A 17,736-nucleotide genomic window follows, 5' to 3' on the forward strand; every position below is an offset into this window, starting at 1 on the left:
CCCCTCATTACAAATCACTAAAATCCTTATGTTAATTATTGAAAAAATAAGTCTGGTACCCTTTTAGACTTATGAAAGCGCCTTACGCATTACCAATAACAATACAATAACCAACACCCCAATGACGCTTATAGATAAATGGAAAGATATAATCAACTATTTCACATCCATACGATTAAATGCAAACCCAGTTACAATTATACATAGCATAATTGTCAACACACATATCAGTAGAATACTCCCTATTACCTCTAGTGTCATAGGGTCATTAAGTAAATGGGTCGTTTGATAATAGGGAGTGGTTTTGTAGATATCGCCTATAAGACTTTGTTTCTTTCTTACATACATGTTTAGAATCAAATTCATAACCACAATAACCCCTGCGGTTGTTATGACCATATTGCTGTTTCTGGTGATAAACGCTATAACTAAGAATATACTGCTTTCTGCTATATAGATAAGCATCAGTAGCAATAAACGTACAAAAAACGCCGTTATTAGATCACCTTCAACGATTAAACCAAAACCATTTTTACTGGTATTTATGATTGTGCTTATAATGGGAAACAAGAGACTTAGTAATATAATGCTAAAGTAATAAACAACACTCTTGGAATAGATAATCTTCATTCTATTATGTCCAAAGCTAATCAACGAGCGTATGCCACCGGTATGAAAATCATTGGTAATGATAATGGATGCAAATACCCCCATCAGCAAAAACAACACCATAAATTCTTGACTTGATAAACTATTGTTCAACGTCTGATTACCTGTTGCATGAGGTACAAAATAACTGAATCCAACAGCTTGTATCACTGGAAAAAGTAAAAGGATATAAAAAGCTTTCATGGATTTTAATTTATAAAAATCACTTTTCAATAGATTATACATAAGATGTACCTCCTATTGTTTTAGCAAAGTAAGTTTCTAGGCTGTCACCTTTTGGTACAATTTCCTTCACTGCAATACCACCTAAGGATAGCTCTGTAGCTACTTTGGCTGAATCATTAAGGTAATCATAGAGATGAATAACGCCTTCTGGGCGCACCTCATAATTCGTTGTTTTTAAATGATTTTCCAGTATGACCGTTGCCCTTGTTACATCATTGACATGAACATATAGGTACTTTTTACATTTTTCTTGTAACATGGCTCCACTAATCTCTTGTACAAGTCGGCCTTCATGTAAAATACCATAGTAATTGGCCAGTTGGTCCAACTCACTTAAAATATGGCTGGATATTAAGATGGTGACGCCTTCTTGCTCATTCAGCTTAGTCAGCAATTTTCTTATTTCAATAATACCCATAGGGTCAAGCCCATTAACAGGTTCATCCAGAATAAGAAATTCTGGCTCACTAAGTAATGCCATGGCTATACCTAGCCGCTGTTTCATACCTAAGGAAAAATGTTTAACCTTCTTTCTTTTTGTTTCTGTTAGGTCTACAAGTCTCAATACTCTATCAATACACGCTGTTCCTGGTATTCCCTTCTGAATACGATCAGCATTTAAATTACCATAGGCATGCATGTGTGGATACAATGCAGGTCCTTCAATCAGTGTTCCTATACGTTTTCTAGCTTCTTCATTGGCTTTGGGACGCATACCTTCAAAAACCTGTAACTCACCGTCCTGACTATAAGCCAGACCAGAGATTATGCGCATAAGGGTGGTTTTGCCTGCACCGTTTTGACCAATTAATCCATATATTTGACCTGGTTTGATTGTCATAGAAACATCATCTAGCGCTTTGGTTTGACCATATATTTTTGTTAATCCCTTTGTTCGAATAACACATGTGTCCATACTTGTTCCCTCCTTCATACTTCATTCACCATTTTAATCTGTAATCCATAAGAGAACCTTAAACAAAATATTAAAAAAACCTTAAATTAATTTGTAACCCATCCCCCATATGGTTTCAATATAGTTTTCGTGGGGGTTTACTTCTTGTAACTTACAGCGTAATTTACTCATATGCACATTGATGGTGTTATCATCCCTCATGTACGGTTCTTCCCAAACACTTTCAAAGAGGTTGCCTCTGGAAAAAACTTTATGAGGATGGTGCATTAACAAGGCAAGTATACGATATTCTCGAGCTGTTAGGGTCAGTTGTTTTCCCTGTACAAATACTTCTTTCGTATCTTGATCTAAAACAATGTCTTTATAACTGAGTTTACCTAATGATTCCTGGAATCCTCGGTGATGATAACGTCTTAAGTTGGCATGAATACGGGCTTCTAGTTCATCCATGTCAAAGGGTTTCGTGATATAATCATCAGCCCCAAGCTTTAATAAAGCAATCTTACTTGACTTATCTATCTTAGCTGAAATAATGATAACTGGCATATGATATTTTTTCCTTATTTGCTTAAGAACATCTTCCCCTGTTAAACCTGGTAACATCAAGTCCAGTAAAACCAGGTCGAACTTTCCTTGTTCCAGATGCATAACAGCTTCTGTCCCAGAATATGCACGTATGACCTGATAACCATTCTTCATCATAAGAGCTGTTATCATTTGGTTGATAGCATTATCATCCTCCACAACTAATATACGATTCTTTCCACTCATGTTATATCTCCTCTTATTTTACCTACTAAAAAGAGGCCATCCCTTAGCCATTCACGACATGTCTAGAGAGAGCCCCCTTAACCATTACTGGGCTAATTCATTTCTTAGCTTATCAATCCCATATTCAATACGTTTTATACATTCTTCTTTGCCAAGAATATCAGCAAGGTCAAATGCACCACCTGGCGTCATGGCTTTACCTGATAAAGCTGTACGCATGGGCCATAGCATCTGCCCATTCTTAATACCTAATTCTTTAACAAAAGCCATAATGGACGTATGCAAACTATCTTTATCAAAATTATCTTGCTCTGTTAACATAGGCAATAATTTCTCTAAACTCTCAAGAGCCACCTCTGGATTGGTTTTCATTTTCTTATGATTATATAAATCAATGCTATAATCCGGTAACGCCATAAAGAAATCTAGGTGTACTGGAATGTCTGTCAATACTTCTACTCTGGATTTAATCATTGGACTAATCTTCTTAAGATCAAGGGCTTCGTTTGTAATGACTTCTTTCATATATGGTAGCGCAATGGCATGAAAATCTTCGTCTGACATACCCTTAATGTACTCACCATTCATCCATCTAAACTTAGACATATCAAAAACAGCTGGAGATTTATTTATGTTGGTATAGTCAAATGCCTTAATCAGTTCATCTAAAGAGAATATTTCTTCATTGGATCCTGGGCTCCATCCAAGCAATGCCACAAAGTTGACAATTGCTTCAGCTATAAATCCTTGTTCCACAAGATCTTCATAAGAAGCATGTCCACACCTTTTTGATAATTTTTTATGATGTTCATCTGTAATTAATGGACAGTGAACATATACAGGTACATCCCATCCAAAAGCCTCATACAGACGGTTATACTTTGGTGATGATGATAAGTACTCATTCCCTCGTACAACATGGGTTATTTTCATGAGATGGTCATCCACCACATTCGCAAAATTATAGGTTGGGTACCCATCTGACTTGATTAAAATCATATCATCTAATTCACGATTATCTACGGTAATGGTTCCAAAAATAACATCTTCAAAAGAAGTGGAGCCCTCTATCGGATTGTTTTGACGAATAACATAGGGAATACCTGCCGCTAATTTCTCAGCTACTTCTTCTTTAGATAAATCCATACAGTGTTTATCGTATCGAAAGGTTTCCTTTTTTTCTTCTGCTTTTTCCCGCAAACCTTCCAATCGGTCTTTTTCACAGAAACAGTAATAGGCTTCCCCTTTTTCAACAAGCATCTTGGCATGGTCTAAGTAGATACCTGTTGCTTGCCGCTCACTCTGCACATAAGGGCCTACACCACCGTCTTTATCAGGTCCTTCATCATGTATTAGACCCGTCTTTTCTAAAGTCTTATAGATAATTTCATTAGCTCCTTCAACATAACGCTCTCTATCGGTATCTTCTATACGAAGTAAAAAATCACCATCCTCATGCTTTGCAATTAAAAAAGCATATAAAGCCGTTCTTAAGTTTCCAACATGCATACGTCCTGTTGGACTTGGTGCATATCTGGTTCTAATCTTTACGTTACTCATGTTAAATGCCTCCATTAATTTCCTTATTCATCTTTCTATCTAATAGTATATGAAGTCATGCTGTAAGTCAACCTAAACCAAGAAGAGTACACTATTCTTCTTCTTTTCTAAACCGACTGCGGTTAATATTCAAACACAATATGTACGGTTCCCCTTCTGAATCCTCAATATACTTAGAAACGCCTATACATATGTTATTGGTAAGAAGGGAGTGGAAAGGTTTTGTTATCCATATGTCTAATATGTTATCAACTAAACGGACATACAATTCTTTTGTGGAAAAATCCATGTTCTTCTTTGAAATATTGAAAATAGATAAGTTTCTCGCTGCAAAGTTTTCTTTATTAATATAAGCGTCACTGACTTGAATACCATTTTTATCTAAGATCCAACAATTCTCTACAAATCGGTACTCCTTGAATATCTGATGAAAATTCTCACCTTCATAGCCAATATAAAAACCATCGATTTCTTCTTTGATTTTATCCATGAATCGTATGAGCTTTGCCAATGTATTGCGTTTACTATCTTCTTGTTTTTCATCGAAATATTCATCCATCTGTTCACGTTCTTTAAACCCTTTAATAATAGCATCTATCTCATCAGCTGATAGCTTACTGGGTTTTGATAGATAATATCCCTGAACAAATTGAGCACCTGTTTTCATGGCTTCTCTAAAATCTTCAGCGGTTTCGATACCTTTTGCCACCACAACCATACCCATTTCATGAGCAATACTTGATAAAAATCTTGGCAAATATTTACGGTATTGCAGACTTTCTAATTGGTTGAGCAGAAGATAATTAATTTTGATAATATCTGGATTGATGAGTATTAATTTATCTAAATTAAAATAATCTTGACCGATATCATCAATACTCATATAAAAACCTATTTTTCGATATTTCGCAATAAAAACATCCACGATGCGCATGGATTGAAGATTAAAACTGCTTAAATCAATAACAATGTTCTCATAAGGAATAGCGAATTGGTCCGCTGTTTCAACCAGATAATTGGATGTGTTCAGGTACTCCATAAAACAACATTCCATGTTAATAAATAATAGGGCACTTGCGTTATGCTTATAAATATGCGCAAACTCAATAAATGCCTTCTTGATACATAACTTGTCTAATTCTACACACAGTCCATATTTTTTTGCTTGCTCAAATAAGATACTTGGTTTAATGCTTTCACCCGTATCTGGATCAATACCTCGTGTTAGCGCTTCAAATCCAACGGCAAAATCCTCATGGGGCGACAGGACAATCTGCATTAATGTTTCAACACTTTCATTCTTAATAATTTCCAAAATACTGACTTCATTTTTCATTTCACTTCACCCAAATTTAAATTTTTTTTACTGCATTTTGAAGAGATACACATGATTATGTCGTTTAGTACATAAAAAAGCCTACATGTCACTCTTTTTATATCTATATTGTTTTGATTTATTATATCAACTTATTCAAGACTTGTAAATGAGGTTCGTTTATATAAAATTTATCGAACGAATGACCATCTACCTTTAATGGTTCAACAATCCATGTCCCCTATCATATGCTATTAACAAGCAATCCTATATGAGAAGGACTCATTATGCCTCAAACAACAACTTATTATGAACGAATGAAAGCAAAGACATATGCCTTGACCTACGCTTATAAGCCCAACCCAAATTATGTCTATTTTAAAGGGAATGATTGTACAAATTTTGTCTCCCAATGCCTACGTGCTGGAGGGGCTAAAAATGATGATAATCCCACCCATCCTTGGTGGTATAAAAATAATCAGGCATCCATCTGTTGGTCTGTTGCAGCGTCTTTATATTGGTACATTAAAACCAGTACAAAAACACGAAAAAAAGGCATTATAGCTGATACATTTACTATTAATACCTTTGATTATGACCCATCACTTTTTGAGCTGTTAGAGATAGGCGATATTGTTCAATACCGTAATAAACATGGCCGTATTCAACATACTGCTATTATTACGGCTTTTACCCGTGGTAAAGTACCTCTTATTTCCCAACATACGTATAGCGCTACCAATATTCCTTGGCAAAAAGAACATCCTAAAACCATCTTCCATCACATTACGTCCATTCAATAATTGGTCATACGTATCAATGCTTTTATTTTATTTCTTCTAGTACAAAATCCATATTCTGTACATTGTTTTGGGATAAAAGATTAGCAAATAAATCTCCTTTTTCATCTATACGTTTAAGGGCATTAATTATCGTAAAATCTTCAGGTCGAATGCCCTTTTCTACCTCGTCCCATGTAACAGGCATGGCAATGGTAGCATGTTTTGTGGCTCTTGGGGAATAAGGTGTTATGATACTTTTTCCTTCCCACATCTGTAAGTAATCGAAATAAAGCTTTTGACCTCTTTTCTCTTTTAAGCGTTCTATGGTAATCATATCGGGATACTTTCCTGCAAAATATTCGGCAAAAAATTTACTGATGGACCTAGCTGTATCATAATCGTATTTTTCCCCTATAGGAATATAGATCTGTAAACCAGTAGCCCCAGATGTTTTAATATAGCTGGTTACTTTTAATTTTTTCAAGGTTTCATGCACTTTCAAAGCCACATCAATGACTTGTTCAAAAACTTGTCCTCTTGATGGGTCCAAGTCAAAAACCAAGTTAATGGGGGCATTTGGCTTTTGAACCCGATTAAACGTTGTATGGAATTCTAAGGCAGCTAGATTACCTAACCATACTAATGTAGCCTGATTATTCAGGTTAATGTACATACTGCCATCTTTCCATTCACAGGTTTCCACAAAATCTGGTGCATATTGGGGTACTTTCTTTTGATAGAAGAACTTTTTATCATAACCGTCTGGATAACGAATGGTTGTCAAAAACCTGTCTTTTGCATGACTTAATAAGTAAGGTGATAGATAAATCAAGTATTTTATATAATCGACTTTTGTAATACCTAAGTCTGGCCATAATAACTTATCCGCATTGGAGATTTTAACACGATGGTCATCGATGATTAAAAAATTATCCATTATACGTATACTCCTTTCCAGTAGCTGTCATTGATTTCTCGGAACTAAAACCAATAATTTTTGGGTGACGTAGGGACGCTCCATCTGTCCATTCAAGAAAACTGACCCAACATGTTAACAAAGGCTGAACCCATAGGGTATCTTTATCCTTCATGATAGGATAAAAGGGGCATTTTTCAGCTTTTAGAGCATGGGTATACTCTTTTATAAGCTGCATATCCGCTTCCGTTAGTCCAATACTTGCATTACCAATATAGATAAGGGCATCTTCATCATATATACCCAACAATAAGGATTTAATCCGGTCTCCATCATACTTGATACCACCTATGACTGTCAGCATCTTCTTAAAGATTTTTGTTTTGAACCAATCATTATGTTTTTTCCCACCAATATAGGGACTATTGCGTTTTTTGGAAACAATGCCTTCATAGTTTTTATCCTTCATAAGGGCGTATAATTGATGACCATCATCAAAAGAATCGGTTAATGTAATGGAACTGCTCTTACTGAGTGTTTGATGCAATAGATCCATTCGTTTTTCCGTAGGGTATGGTCTTAAATCTTGACCATCCAGAAACATTATGTCAAATACAATATACTTTACTGGATATTTCTGAGAATAATAAGCTATTTTATGGGTAGTCCTTACTCTTTCTCTATTAAGGATTCGATTAAAAGAGGGTTTTGAACCTTCATCCAAAACAATCAATTCACCATCAATAACGCCACTTTTACCATTAAACAATGTGGTAATGGCATCCAATTCAGGATAAAAACCTGTTCTTTCATGACCTTTTTTCGTAAATACCTTATACGTACCATGATCAATATACGTGATACCACGAACGCCATCCCACTTAATTTGATGTAAGAAGGCTGGATTCTCTTTTATGGTTTTAGATAATAGGGGTTCCATTGGTTTAATGAGCGCCATATGACGTTATCCTTCCTGTTCTTATCCTGTTTGCTTTCCTGTTGTCTTTTTCTTCTTCTCTTTTGCAGTACTCTTTTCTGGCTTGCCTTTTTGAGGTTTTGCTTGTTGGAGGCTTGCTTGTAACGCTTCCATAAGATCAATGACATTACGTTCAGGAGCTTCTTTGGTCACTTGGACATCTTGGCCTGCTATTTTCTTATTAATCAGATCAAGCATGGCTTCACGGTAATCATCTTTGTATTTACTGGGGTCAAAGGCTGCCGTTAATTGATCGATTAATTGATTGGCAATGGTTAGCTCACCTTCATTCACATTCTCATCTTCTGGTAGACCAGGCACTTGACTAATGGGGCGCACTTCATCCGGGTAAAAAATGGTTTCCATCACCAATACATTTTTTAAGACACGAAGTGCTGCAAGTGATTGCTTATTTCGAATGGTGATACGAGCAATTGCTATTTTCTCTGTATCATCCATTGCTTTTCTAAGAAGTTTATACGCCTTTCCCACCGTATCCTGAGGCGCCAAATAATAGGTTTTATTAAAGTAAATAGGGTCTATTTCCGATAATTTTACAAAATCAACGATTTCTATGGTCTTTCCATTCACTTCGCTTTTTACAGATTCCAGATCTTCATTGGTTATAATCACAAAGCGACCTGGCTCATATTCAAATCCTTTGACGATGTCCTCTTCCTTCACTTCTTCATTACATGTTGGGCAAACCTTTTTGTATTTGACAGGTGTATTACATGTTTTATGAATATAACGAAAACGTACATCCTTGCTTTCCGTTGCCGCAAACATTTTGATGGGTATGTTCACTAATCCAAAGCTTATGGATCCTTTCCACATGGTATGCATGCATATCATTCCCTTCTAAATCTTCATATGATTATTATTTGTAAAAGGAAACGATTCATTCATCAATAAACGGATTATAATTAAGGGAATAAAGACCATATGACTCATCATATGATTTAGTAATAGATAAATGATACATACATGTCCATGTTAATGATTGAGAAAGGAAGATGTTATGATCTATAACGAGATTTATGTGTACGATGAAAGGGATAAAATACTCATGTTAACCAATTCTAAGCAACTGGATTATTACCTAAAAATTGGTTTTAAACGAATAACAGAAGATCAAGCCAAGAAACTTCCAGATTATGATAAAATGAAAGAAATCTTGGATATGTAAGATTCATAGGCTGTCTTTGAAAAAATAGCCATCCTTAGAAGTTATTGGTAACACTTTATCTTCTCCCCTATGTTCTGGCTAGAAATATTCATGCATGCATAAGGCAGCCTAACATTTTTCACCAAATTGAATACCAAATAGTGGATGACGACTTGTCATTCTAGTGCTATACTATAGATGTTGTTCCAATTATTTAAAACAATGAGATGAACATACCGTTTGTGTGATTGTAATAAGAAGTTAATAAGGAGTTGAAAAGATGACACCAAGACAAAAATATTATGAGAATACCAGTAAGACCCTCATCAAAGCTTTTGAAAAAAGAAGTATTGAGGCCCATTATTGTTCTACAAGTGCTGGGGCAAAAGAGATGGTTTTATCGTTGATGAAGGAGGGTTCAACTGTGTCATGGGGCGGCTCTATGACACTACACGATATGAATTTATTTGAAGCCTTAGAAAAAGGTGATTATAAACTTCTTGACAGAAGCAAGGCTAAAGACCCTGGAGAAGCTGACATGATCTATCATCAGGCTCTAAGTGCTGATTATTATGTGATGAGTTCAAATGCCATTACATTAGATGGAAAATTGGTCAACATTGATGGTAATGGCAACCGCTTGGCTGCTCTCATCTATGGCCCAACACATGTTATTGTTGTAGCTGGTATGAATAAGGTTGTACTTGATGAAGAAGCTGCCCTTAAACGTGTACGAAACGAAGCTTCCCCTATCAATACCGTTCGCTTGAACAAGAATACACCTTGTGCCCACACTGGAACTTGTGCTGATTGCTTAAGTGATGACTGTATCTGTTGCCAAACTGTGATTACCCGTAAATCCAGAGTGCCAGGTCGCATAAAAGTCATTCTCGTTGGTGAATCACTGGGATATTGACAATGTTTTTCAATGATGTTAGTATTATCCAGAGTTCAATACATAATGAACATAGGTTATTTATTTAAAGAGAACTTCATGAGGGACAAGATGCCAAATTGAGTTTCTCCCAAGAAAGGTGGTTATTATTATGAAGCGTATAAGTAAAAAGTTCATGATGCTTAGTATGGCAATGATGCTTACTATTTTATCCTTTACGTATAACTTTCATTTGAGTTATGCTACAACGCCAGAACCAGAGCAGCAACAAGTGGACCAACCAAGTTTATGGTCTGTTGATGATTTGCAGATGTTAGGTATATATGACATTGTAAATCCTTCCATGTTTAGTGGTTTTAAGCGTGATGCTACCCAAAAAGATATGTACATAGCAGGTGTTAAATTTTATGAAAAATATACAGGTGAACATGTGGCCACCAACGATGTTACATCTGACCCTGTGGCCTTACAAAACGCCGTATATAAAATATTTAACATCTTTTTCTTAGACTCCGATTTTGTGAAAACAGCAACAAGACAAGATGTTGTGGATATGATGTACCGTCTCATGAAAGCTGTAGAACCCGAATTAAATGATGTGACGGCTGAAAATCCATCATTTGATGATGCTTCTGATCTATCCCAACTTAAACCAAGTGTACAATATCTCGTTTCAAAAGGTTTATTAAAAGGCAGTAATAATAACCTTAACTTAAATAAGGCTTGTACAAGAGAGCAATTGTTAGTCTTATTAAGTCGTGTGTATTACTTTACGAAGCAAGAATCAGAAACGGCTGCAAAAGGTGCTTTTTGGAAAGTATCCGGTGGTAAAAATACCGTATACTTACTTGGTTCTGTGCATCTTGCAGACTCACGCATCTATCCTATGAATGATGATATGCTTGAAGCATTTGATGGTTCGGATGTTCTAGCTGTAGAAGTTAATCTACTTGATATAGCAGAAGGTCAAAATTATATGCAGGAAAAAATGTTCTATCAAGATGGTACCACCATTGATCAAGTCATTTCCGAAGAATTATATACACAATATGCTAAAAAAATGGAAAGTTTTAGTATACCCAAACAAATGTATGATACATTAAAACCTTGGAGTGCTGCCTTTACCATTCAAAATCTTGATGCACAAGCCAACAGTGATTATTCAGGTGGTTTAGGTGTTGATGCGTATTTCATGACAAAAGCAAACCAAATAAAGCCTATCATAGAAATAGAAGGCCTTAAGTTCCAAACAGATTTACTTGATGGTTTCTCAGCAGAATTACAAGAAGGGTTTTTAGTCAGTGTTTTAGCGCCACCATCTGAAGAAACACCAGAAGATTCCGAGACAAATACAGATGAAGATGAAGCTAAGCCAACGATTGTCACGACGCTTGATCAAATTTTAGCCACTTGGATTACAGGTGATATTGAAGCATTAGATGCGTTAATTGCATTAGATGTGGATGCAACAGATGAATTTAATACCAAATTCTTCTTTGAGCGTAATGAGCATATGTACCAAACAGTATTAGAGTATCTAGAAGATGATACCAAGCAAACCTATTTTGTTGTGGTTGGCGCAGGACATATGATCTCCGATAAAGGTATTGTTAAGTTATTACAAGATAAAGGTTATACAGTAGATCAAATTAAATAATAGACTATAAAAAATGGGGCTGTCTCATTAAAGCAAAATAACGTCAATATCGTAGGCAATTATAAGAGGTTAAGCGAAAAGCGCAGCCATGGACGGCGAGACCCCTGTTCAAGCAACATTGACATGTTGCACTACTAAACATGGACGTTTAGGGGTCTGAAAAGCTTAACCTCTTATAGTTGCCAGAAACTTCTAGCCGACAAATTTGCTTTGATGGGACAGCCCCATTTTATCATTTTACTTAGTAACTTACGTATTTATTCATATAAAGGATACTTACCTACAAGTTCATCAACAAGAGCTTTTGCCTTTTCTTGATTTGCTTCGAAATCGGTAAGCGTCAAATGAATGATTTCAGCTATAACATCCATATCTTCTTCTATCATACCTCTTGATGTGACAGCAGGTGTGCCAAGACGTATACCGCTTGTTACAAATGGGCTCTTAGGATCAAAAGGTACTGTGTTTTTATTGCATGTAACGGATACTTCATCAAGTAATTTCTCTGCTTTTTTACCTGTTAATGCCATGTTCTGTAAATCCACTAATAATAAATGATTATCCGTACCACCAGATACAAGTTCAAACCCTCTTTTTAATAAACCATCAGCTAATGCTTTGGCATTCTTAACGGTTTGCTCTTGATAAGCCTTGAACTCTTCAGATAATGCTTCTTTAAAACTAACTGCTTTTGATGCGATCACGTGCATTAATGGCCCGCCTTGAATACCTGGGAACATAGCCTTATCTACGATTTTAGCATATTTTTCAGGACATAGAATTAAACCGCCTCTTGGTCCTCTAAGTGTTTTGTGGGTCGTTGATGTAACAAAATCGGCATAAGGTACAGGATTTGGATGATGACCAGTTGCCACAAGTCCAGCAATATGAGCCATATCCACCATGAGATATGCTCCCACTTCATCAGCTACTTCTCTAAACTTTTTAAAATCTATTGTACGTGCATAAGCACTTGCTCCAGCAATGATTAACTTAGGTTTATGTTCTTTTGCTATCTTCATCACTTCATCATAATCGATAAAGCCTTCATTATTCACACCATAAGGTACAATGTTATACTGCTTACCAGAAATATTCACAGGACTACCATGGGTAAGATGCCCACCATGAGATAGATTCATACCCATCACTGTATCACCTGGCTCAAGAACTGCAAAGAATACAGCAAGGTTTGCATTAGCTCCAGAATGCGGTTGAACATTGGCATGTTCTGCACCAAATAATGCTTTCGCACGGTCTCTTGCTAAGTCTTCTGCAATATCCACACACTCACAGCCGCCATAATAACGTTTGCCAGGATATCCTTCTGCATATTTATTCGTTAACGGACTGCCCATTGCTGCAAGTACTGCCTTAGATACGAAATTCTCAGATGCGATAAGCTCTATATTATTTCGCTGGCGATTAATTTCTTTATCCATAGCCTCAGCTATTTCTGGATCGACTTTCTTAACTTCATCAAATGTGTACATACACTTACCTCCATTTTTACTTTGTAAATCACTGCAATTATTATAGCACAAGTTTTTTAATAAGGGAACATCCCATATCTCTTTTCTTCATTAAACTAATTTCTACTGACATTTAATTTATTACCTAAAGTTTCTTATCACTTAATAGGTATTACGTTTTATACTTTTTCATAATATACACGTCTAACTTATTTTTATTCATCTTACCCACTATCTCGTAACCTGCTTTCTGATATACTCTAATGGCAGCTTTATTATGACAGTAAACTTCCAAGTAAACATAATCGACACCTAGTTCATCAAAAACCAGTTCATGAAAAATAGTCATGATTTTGTGTCCGTACCCTTTCCCCGCTGCATCCCCATGACCAATCATGAAACGGCCAAACTCAACACCACCATCGTCTAGAAAGTAAATGCCTAATGTACCAATGGGTCCATAACCTTGTATTTTATCTTCAATTATGTAATAGTAATCGTTAATTTTATTAAGGTACTGTTTATACCATTTCTCTTGTTCTTCCTTGCTAATCACTTGATCATGAAAGAACCATTGTCTTATTATAGGTAGATTACGCCATATTCTAACACGTTCTAAATCTGATTTTCTAATTTCTCTAAGACGTATCACTTCATTTTCATATACTTCAAATCCCTTCATATAAGGTCTCCTTACTCTATTTCTATACCCTAAAATAATATGATTTCATAAAGCATACACTAATACTTTAAAAGTGTTCATAATAAGCATATGCAAGCCATGGTAAAACGTCCTTATTTTACCGGAATCATTTTCTACCGGTACATGTTTTATCCTTTAATATTTATACACATTATGCAAGATAATTGTTGATAGGCGGAAATATATGGTGTACAATAGACGGAGCAAAAAAGCACAATGAATAGGTGAAATTTATGAATTACAAATTACTTTTTAAGTTCGCTCTCCTAGCAGGAGACATCATGTTAAAAAATGGCGCAGAAACCTATCGTGTAGAAGATACCATTAACCGTATACTTCGTACATCACATTTTCGTGTCATTGAGTCATTTGTTACACCTACAGGCATTATGGCAACATTAGATGACCCATCTATTGACATGATAACCTATGTGAGACGTATTGATAAACGCACCATCAATCTATCCAAAGTTGAGCTGACAAATGATATCTCAAGACAGTACTGCCAGGGAAATCTAACCATAGAAGAAGCTTATGAAGAACTATTAACCGTCAATAAAAAACCTACGTATTCAAAAATCACACTTTTTATAGCTTATGGTCTTGTTGCAGGCTTTTTTACCCTTGTGTTTGAGGGACACTATCTTGACGCTATTGTGGCTACAGTTATAGGGTGTTCCTTGGCCCTTATCCATTTTTTATTTAGACGGTATGAATTGAATAAATTTTTTTATGATATTGTCGGTGGAAGCGTAATTGCACTGATGGCCATTTTGCTGACCAAGGTCATACCTTTTGGTATGGATATGAACGTGATTATCATTGGTTCCATTATGCCCCTGGTACCTGGTGTAGCCTTTACCAATGCTATTCGTGATACCATTGAAGGTAATCTGGTGTCTGGTGTTAGTCGGGCTGTTGAAGCCTTAATTGTTGCCGCTTCTATTGCAACAGGTGTTGGTGTCATGCTTAAAATCTATTACATGCTACAAGGAGGCGTGGGCTTATGATTATTCAAGTTGTATCAGCCTTTTTTGCAACCTATTTGTTTTCTATTATTTTTAATATATCAAAAAGGCAATTATTATTCTGTGGCATTTGTGGTGCTGTGGGTTGGTGCATCTATTTAATTTCTCTTCCATTGAATTCAGTTGTTTTGTCAACTTTTTTGGGTGCTTTGGCCGTTAGAATTCTAGCCCAGATATTTGCGGTTATTAGAAAAACCCCTGTTACCGTTTTTTTAATTGCTGGTATTATACCTTTAGTGCCAGGGGCTGTCCTCTATCAAGCAATCTACTATATCGCTCAAGGGGAGTATGATAATGTGACCCTATATGGTCTTCAATCCTTAAAGCTGGCTGGTGCTATCGCTGTAGCCATGGTTCTTGTATCGTCCACTTATCGTCCTCGACGTATAAAACGAGAAAATAATGGATTGTGTTCTAAAAACAAATAACACCATGCCTATTTTTCTAGATCAAGCAATTTCACCATAACAGCAGCTAATTCTGCTCTTGTTACATATTGATTCGGCCGAAACGAACCGTCTGGATACCCATTCAAAAGACCTGCCTCTACACCTCTTTTGATATAAGGTTCTGCCCAGTGTCCTTTGATATCCGTTAATTCTATTTCCGATACATCCTTAAGTGCAGAGATAATTCTTTCAAAAGGATATTTCTCACCTGGGCAAAAGGGTTTCCTTACAGGATCTATTTCGTAATGCCCTATTATATGTTTGCGATCTGCTGGCATATCCACGTTCCAGTTTTTTTTGACATAGTCTATAATATATCCATGGAGCCAAATGGTTGCCGCCAATTGTTCCTTGGTTAATTCACCTCGGGTATCCCTATAAATACCTTCATGTTCAATAGATACAGAGTACCAGTTAGGATTAACACCTTTTTCTTGTACAATGGGTGCCGTTGCTCGATGATATTCACTGGAGCGTATACCGTTAGCCCATGCGGAATCTTCTATTTTTACAAATTGATAGATACGCCCAACTTTTGATACCAAGAAATGTGCTGAAGATACTTTATTGGTACTGCTTGTAAACCAACTTATGGTAGAATCTGACGACCCTTCTGTAATATGGTTAACAATAATGCTGGGGGCATGTCCTCTTCTTGAAGACTTGTTGGTATATTGATTGCCTTTCCATTCTATCTGATATTGGGATATGATGTTCACCTACTTTTTCATGTCAGCTTAATACCATGTTATACTTTATTATATGCACGTCTGATTTGTATTGTACATGCTATCAAAATAACCAAAAAAAGAAGCGTGCTTCTGCACGCTATTGTTTGTGGACAAAGTTTACTAACCTCTTTCATTTATTCCGTTTTGTTTCGTCTTTTCTTCCTTGCATATTCGGCTTGTTTATCCAAGCATTCTTGGCATCTGATGTAACCTGTAGTATGGGGTTTACTACAATCAATACAGAGCCCTTGCTCTTTACGAGATTCTTTTAATTTTCTAGTATAAAAAGTACTTTTCATCTTTTCACTCTCTTTCTGACAAACCTTCTAGTCATATTTTGTCCCTTTAACATGAAGACTAAACGTTAAATCTCTATATATAAACCCTATTACCTTATTTACATCTCGGAATATTATTGTATCATCATTGAAACGGTAAATCAACTAAATTTTTTATATTTTATGGTAATTCATTACGTATATTTCTAAATATTGTATAACACCTTTAAATAAAAGGGCTAAAAGCGTCATACATTTTATTGTACTCATATAGCAAAATATTCTCATTTTAACCCTATTATTACGCCTATTGATTCATGGCTTACTTAGACAATATCATATTGCCAATAGCCCACATCTATCCATTGATTAAATTTTAACCCGACTTTTTTAAAATACCCTGCCTCATAAAAACCTAATTTTTCGTGAAGCCTAACACTGGGCTCATTAGGAAGAGCAATGACACCCATAATCACACGGAAATTTAGTAGCTTTAAACGATTTATAAGTTCTTGATAAAGGGCAGTTCCAATACCTTTACCTTTAGCGTTCTTCTCCACATAGACAGTGGATTCCACACAAAAACGATAAGCACTGCGCGTACGCCATGCTGAAGCATAAGCATAACCGACTACTTCCCCATCCATTTCATAAACAATGTAACAGTAATCTTTTTTTATTTTTTCAATGCGTGCATACATAGCCTCCTCACTTACAACCTCTTCTTCGAATGTGATTACCGTATGTTTCACATACTCATTATAGATACGGCATATGTATTCTACGTCTTGGTGTCTTACATCTCTAATCATATTGTCCTCCTATTGTCTGTTCTCGAAAATGTATGGCTTTATTTTAATACCCACTACATGCCCTTAACCCAATAATTACTAATAGAAAAATGATAAATGACAAACTACCAGATAATAACCTTTTGATCTTATTCAATGTGATGTTCTGATCTATTTTTAATAGTAATTGCATGTCTTCATAACTCATGTCCCATCCTTTAAACTGAAAATATGCACCACGTTCATCCACATAGATACCATGTGCTTTACGGTATCTTTCTCGCTCAACATACTTCTTAATCTTGTTAACAGCTTCTGACTCTTCTTCTGATAAATATTGTCTTTCGCAATAATCCTTCTCTATCAAGTATGCTTTTATTAATGCATCAACTTTTTTTGACATAACCTCAATCTCTCCCTCACCTATAAAATGG

General features: G+C 35.9%; 19 protein-coding genes. 6 read left to right on the top strand and 13 right to left on the bottom strand.

Annotated elements, in window-relative coordinates:
* Window positions 1-156: 156 nt before the first annotated feature.
* The 5 genes from HZI73_RS15420 to HZI73_RS15440 form a co-directional block, all read right to left on the bottom strand.
* On the bottom strand, window positions 157-894 hold the full coding sequence (locus HZI73_RS15420; RefSeq protein ID WP_212694273.1) for an ABC transporter permease: 738 nt from the start codon (window positions 892-894) through the stop codon (window positions 157-159).
* Window positions 887-1,810, bottom strand: coding sequence for an ATP-binding cassette domain-containing protein (locus tag HZI73_RS15425; RefSeq protein WP_212694274.1), 924 nt, complete (start codon window positions 1,808-1,810; stop codon window positions 887-889). Before HZI73_RS15425 ends, HZI73_RS15420 begins: the two co-directional genes overlap by 8 nt.
* Before the next feature lie 81 nt (window positions 1,811-1,891).
* On the bottom strand, window positions 1,892-2,581 hold the full coding sequence (locus tag HZI73_RS15430) for a response regulator transcription factor (RefSeq protein WP_212694275.1): 690 nt from the start codon (window positions 2,579-2,581) through the stop codon (window positions 1,892-1,894).
* 84 nt (window positions 2,582-2,665) lie between these two features.
* Window positions 2,666-4,141 carry a glutamate--tRNA ligase gene (gene gltX / locus HZI73_RS15435; RefSeq protein ID WP_212694276.1) on the bottom strand — a complete coding sequence of 492 codons (1,476 nt, stop codon included), beginning with the start codon at window positions 4,139-4,141 and terminating at the stop codon, window positions 2,666-2,668.
* 91 nt (window positions 4,142-4,232) lie between these two features.
* The gene (locus HZI73_RS15440; protein ID WP_212694277.1) at window positions 4,233-5,477 is read right to left on the bottom strand and encodes an EAL domain-containing protein; all 1,245 of its coding nucleotides are present in this window, start codon (window positions 5,475-5,477) and stop codon (window positions 4,233-4,235) included.
* Between the two features lie 266 nt (window positions 5,478-5,743).
* Between HZI73_RS15440 and HZI73_RS15445 the strand changes: the two genes are divergently transcribed.
* Entirely contained in the window at window positions 5,744-6,259 is a 516-nt protein-coding gene (locus tag HZI73_RS15445; protein WP_212694278.1) for an amidase domain-containing protein, read from the top strand.
* Window positions 6,260-6,281: 22 nt separating this feature from the next.
* On the opposite strand, the gene ligD is transcribed toward HZI73_RS15445, so the two are convergent.
* Genes ligD through ku form a run of 3 tightly spaced genes read right to left on the bottom strand, consistent with a single transcriptional unit; the run spans window position 6,282 to window position 8,967 of the window.
* Complete coding sequence (ligD, locus tag HZI73_RS15450) at window positions 6,282-7,175, bottom strand: non-homologous end-joining DNA ligase (RefSeq protein ID WP_212694279.1); 894 nt, start codon at window positions 7,173-7,175, stop codon at window positions 6,282-6,284.
* Window positions 7,168-8,112 carry an ATP-dependent DNA ligase gene (locus tag HZI73_RS15455; protein ID WP_212694280.1) on the bottom strand — a complete coding sequence of 315 codons (945 nt, stop codon included), beginning with the start codon at window positions 8,110-8,112 and terminating at the stop codon, window positions 7,168-7,170. Before HZI73_RS15455 ends, ligD begins: the two co-directional genes overlap by 8 nt.
* Before the next feature lie 21 nt (window positions 8,113-8,133).
* Window positions 8,134-8,967, bottom strand: coding sequence for a non-homologous end joining protein Ku (gene ku, locus HZI73_RS15460; protein WP_330619535.1), 834 nt, complete (start codon window positions 8,965-8,967; stop codon window positions 8,134-8,136).
* A 184-nt stretch (window positions 8,968-9,151) separates the two neighbouring features.
* On the opposite strand from ku, the gene HZI73_RS15465 reads away from it, so the two are divergent.
* The 3 genes from HZI73_RS15465 (at window position 9,152) to HZI73_RS15475 (ending at window position 11,850) form a co-directional block, all read left to right on the top strand.
* Window positions 9,152-9,319, top strand: a complete 168-nt coding sequence (locus tag HZI73_RS15465; RefSeq protein ID WP_212694282.1) for a hypothetical protein — start codon at window positions 9,152-9,154, stop codon at window positions 9,317-9,319.
* Window positions 9,320-9,578: 259 nt separating this feature from the next.
* A complete protein-coding gene (locus tag HZI73_RS15470) occupies window positions 9,579-10,214 on the top strand; it encodes a lactate utilization protein (protein WP_212694283.1) in 636 nt (211 codons plus the stop codon).
* Window positions 10,215-10,344: 130 nt separating this feature from the next.
* Window positions 10,345-11,850: a TraB/GumN family protein gene (locus tag HZI73_RS15475; RefSeq protein WP_212694284.1), complete on the top strand. Its 1,506-nt coding sequence runs from the start codon at window positions 10,345-10,347 to the stop codon at window positions 11,848-11,850.
* A gap of 257 nt (window positions 11,851-12,107) precedes the next feature.
* Here HZI73_RS15475 and HZI73_RS15480 read toward each other — a convergent pair whose 3' ends face one another.
* Both HZI73_RS15480 and HZI73_RS15485 read right to left on the bottom strand, forming a co-directional pair.
* A complete protein-coding gene (locus HZI73_RS15480; RefSeq protein WP_212694285.1) occupies window positions 12,108-13,343 on the bottom strand; it encodes a serine hydroxymethyltransferase in 1,236 nt (411 codons plus the stop codon).
* 151 nt (window positions 13,344-13,494) lie between these two features.
* Window positions 13,495-14,004 carry a GNAT family N-acetyltransferase gene (locus tag HZI73_RS15485; protein ID WP_212694286.1) on the bottom strand — a complete coding sequence of 170 codons (510 nt, stop codon included), beginning with the start codon at window positions 14,002-14,004 and terminating at the stop codon, window positions 13,495-13,497.
* Between the two features lie 254 nt (window positions 14,005-14,258).
* On the opposite strand from HZI73_RS15485, the gene HZI73_RS15490 reads away from it, so the two are divergent.
* Together HZI73_RS15490 and HZI73_RS15495 are read left to right on the top strand one after the other, a co-directional pair.
* Entirely contained in the window at window positions 14,259-15,035 is a 777-nt protein-coding gene (locus tag HZI73_RS15490) for a threonine/serine exporter family protein (RefSeq protein WP_212694287.1), read from the top strand.
* A complete protein-coding gene (locus tag HZI73_RS15495) occupies window positions 15,032-15,481 on the top strand; it encodes a threonine/serine exporter family protein (RefSeq protein WP_212694288.1) in 450 nt (149 codons plus the stop codon). The genes HZI73_RS15490 and HZI73_RS15495 overlap by 4 nt, the downstream gene beginning before the upstream one ends.
* Window positions 15,482-15,489: 8 nt before the next feature.
* On the opposite strand, the gene HZI73_RS15500 is transcribed toward HZI73_RS15495, so the two are convergent.
* The 3 genes from HZI73_RS15500 to HZI73_RS15510 form a co-directional block, all read right to left on the bottom strand.
* The gene (locus tag HZI73_RS15500; protein WP_212694289.1) at window positions 15,490-16,221 is read right to left on the bottom strand and encodes an N-acetylmuramoyl-L-alanine amidase; all 732 of its coding nucleotides are present in this window, start codon (window positions 16,219-16,221) and stop codon (window positions 15,490-15,492) included.
* A 616-nt stretch (window positions 16,222-16,837) separates the two neighbouring features.
* Window positions 16,838-17,323: a GNAT family N-acetyltransferase gene (locus HZI73_RS15505; RefSeq protein ID WP_212694290.1), complete on the bottom strand. Its 486-nt coding sequence runs from the start codon at window positions 17,321-17,323 to the stop codon at window positions 16,838-16,840.
* A 43-nt stretch (window positions 17,324-17,366) separates the two neighbouring features.
* Entirely contained in the window at window positions 17,367-17,705 is a 339-nt protein-coding gene (locus HZI73_RS15510) for a hypothetical protein (RefSeq protein WP_212694291.1), read from the bottom strand.
* Between the last annotated feature and the right edge of the window lie 31 nt (window positions 17,706-17,736).

The organism is Vallitalea pronyensis (assembly GCF_018141445.1).
GTDB classification, from domain to species: Bacteria; Bacillota; Clostridia; order Lachnospirales; family Vallitaleaceae; genus Vallitalea; species Vallitalea pronyensis.

What these genes read in the sequence shown, in the direction of transcription:
- HZI73_RS15420 (WP_212694273.1), bottom strand. Translation starts at nt 894, where the DNA reads ATGTATAATCTATTGAAAAGTGATTTTTATAAATTAAAATCCATGAAA.
- HZI73_RS15425 (WP_212694274.1), bottom strand. Translation starts at nt 1,810, where the DNA reads ATGGACACATGTGTTATTCGAACAAAGGGATTAACAAAAATATATGGT.
- HZI73_RS15430 (WP_212694275.1), bottom strand. Translation starts at nt 2,581, where the DNA reads ATGAGTGGAAAGAATCGTATATTAGTTGTGGAGGATGATAATGCTATC.
- gltX (WP_212694276.1), bottom strand. Translation starts at nt 4,141, where the DNA reads ATGAGTAACGTAAAGATTAGAACCAGATATGCACCAAGTCCAACAGGA.
- HZI73_RS15440 (WP_212694277.1), bottom strand. Translation starts at nt 5,477, where the DNA reads ATGAAAAATGAAGTCAGTATTTTGGAAATTATTAAGAATGAAAGTGTT.
- HZI73_RS15445 (WP_212694278.1), top strand. Translation starts at nt 5,744, where the DNA reads ATGCCTCAAACAACAACTTATTATGAACGAATGAAAGCAAAGACATAT.
- ligD (WP_212694279.1), bottom strand. Translation starts at nt 7,175, where the DNA reads ATGGATAATTTTTTAATCATCGATGACCATCGTGTTAAAATCTCCAAT.
- HZI73_RS15455 (WP_212694280.1), bottom strand. Translation starts at nt 8,112, where the DNA reads ATGGCGCTCATTAAACCAATGGAACCCCTATTATCTAAAACCATAAAA.
- ku (WP_330619535.1), bottom strand. Translation starts at nt 8,967, where the DNA reads ATGTGGAAAGGATCCATAAGCTTTGGATTAGTGAACATACCCATCAAA.
- HZI73_RS15465 (WP_212694282.1), top strand. Translation starts at nt 9,152, where the DNA reads ATGATCTATAACGAGATTTATGTGTACGATGAAAGGGATAAAATACTC.
- HZI73_RS15470 (WP_212694283.1), top strand. Translation starts at nt 9,579, where the DNA reads ATGACACCAAGACAAAAATATTATGAGAATACCAGTAAGACCCTCATC.
- HZI73_RS15475 (WP_212694284.1), top strand. Translation starts at nt 10,345, where the DNA reads ATGAAGCGTATAAGTAAAAAGTTCATGATGCTTAGTATGGCAATGATG.
- HZI73_RS15480 (WP_212694285.1), bottom strand. Translation starts at nt 13,343, where the DNA reads ATGTACACATTTGATGAAGTTAAGAAAGTCGATCCAGAAATAGCTGAG.
- HZI73_RS15485 (WP_212694286.1), bottom strand. Translation starts at nt 14,004, where the DNA reads ATGAAGGGATTTGAAGTATATGAAAATGAAGTGATACGTCTTAGAGAA.
- HZI73_RS15490 (WP_212694287.1), top strand. Translation starts at nt 14,259, where the DNA reads ATGAATTACAAATTACTTTTTAAGTTCGCTCTCCTAGCAGGAGACATC.
- HZI73_RS15495 (WP_212694288.1), top strand. Translation starts at nt 15,032, where the DNA reads ATGATTATTCAAGTTGTATCAGCCTTTTTTGCAACCTATTTGTTTTCT.
- HZI73_RS15505 (WP_212694290.1), bottom strand. Translation starts at nt 17,323, where the DNA reads ATGATTAGAGATGTAAGACACCAAGACGTAGAATACATATGCCGTATC.
- HZI73_RS15510 (WP_212694291.1), bottom strand. Translation starts at nt 17,705, where the DNA reads ATGTCAAAAAAAGTTGATGCATTAATAAAAGCATACTTGATAGAGAAG.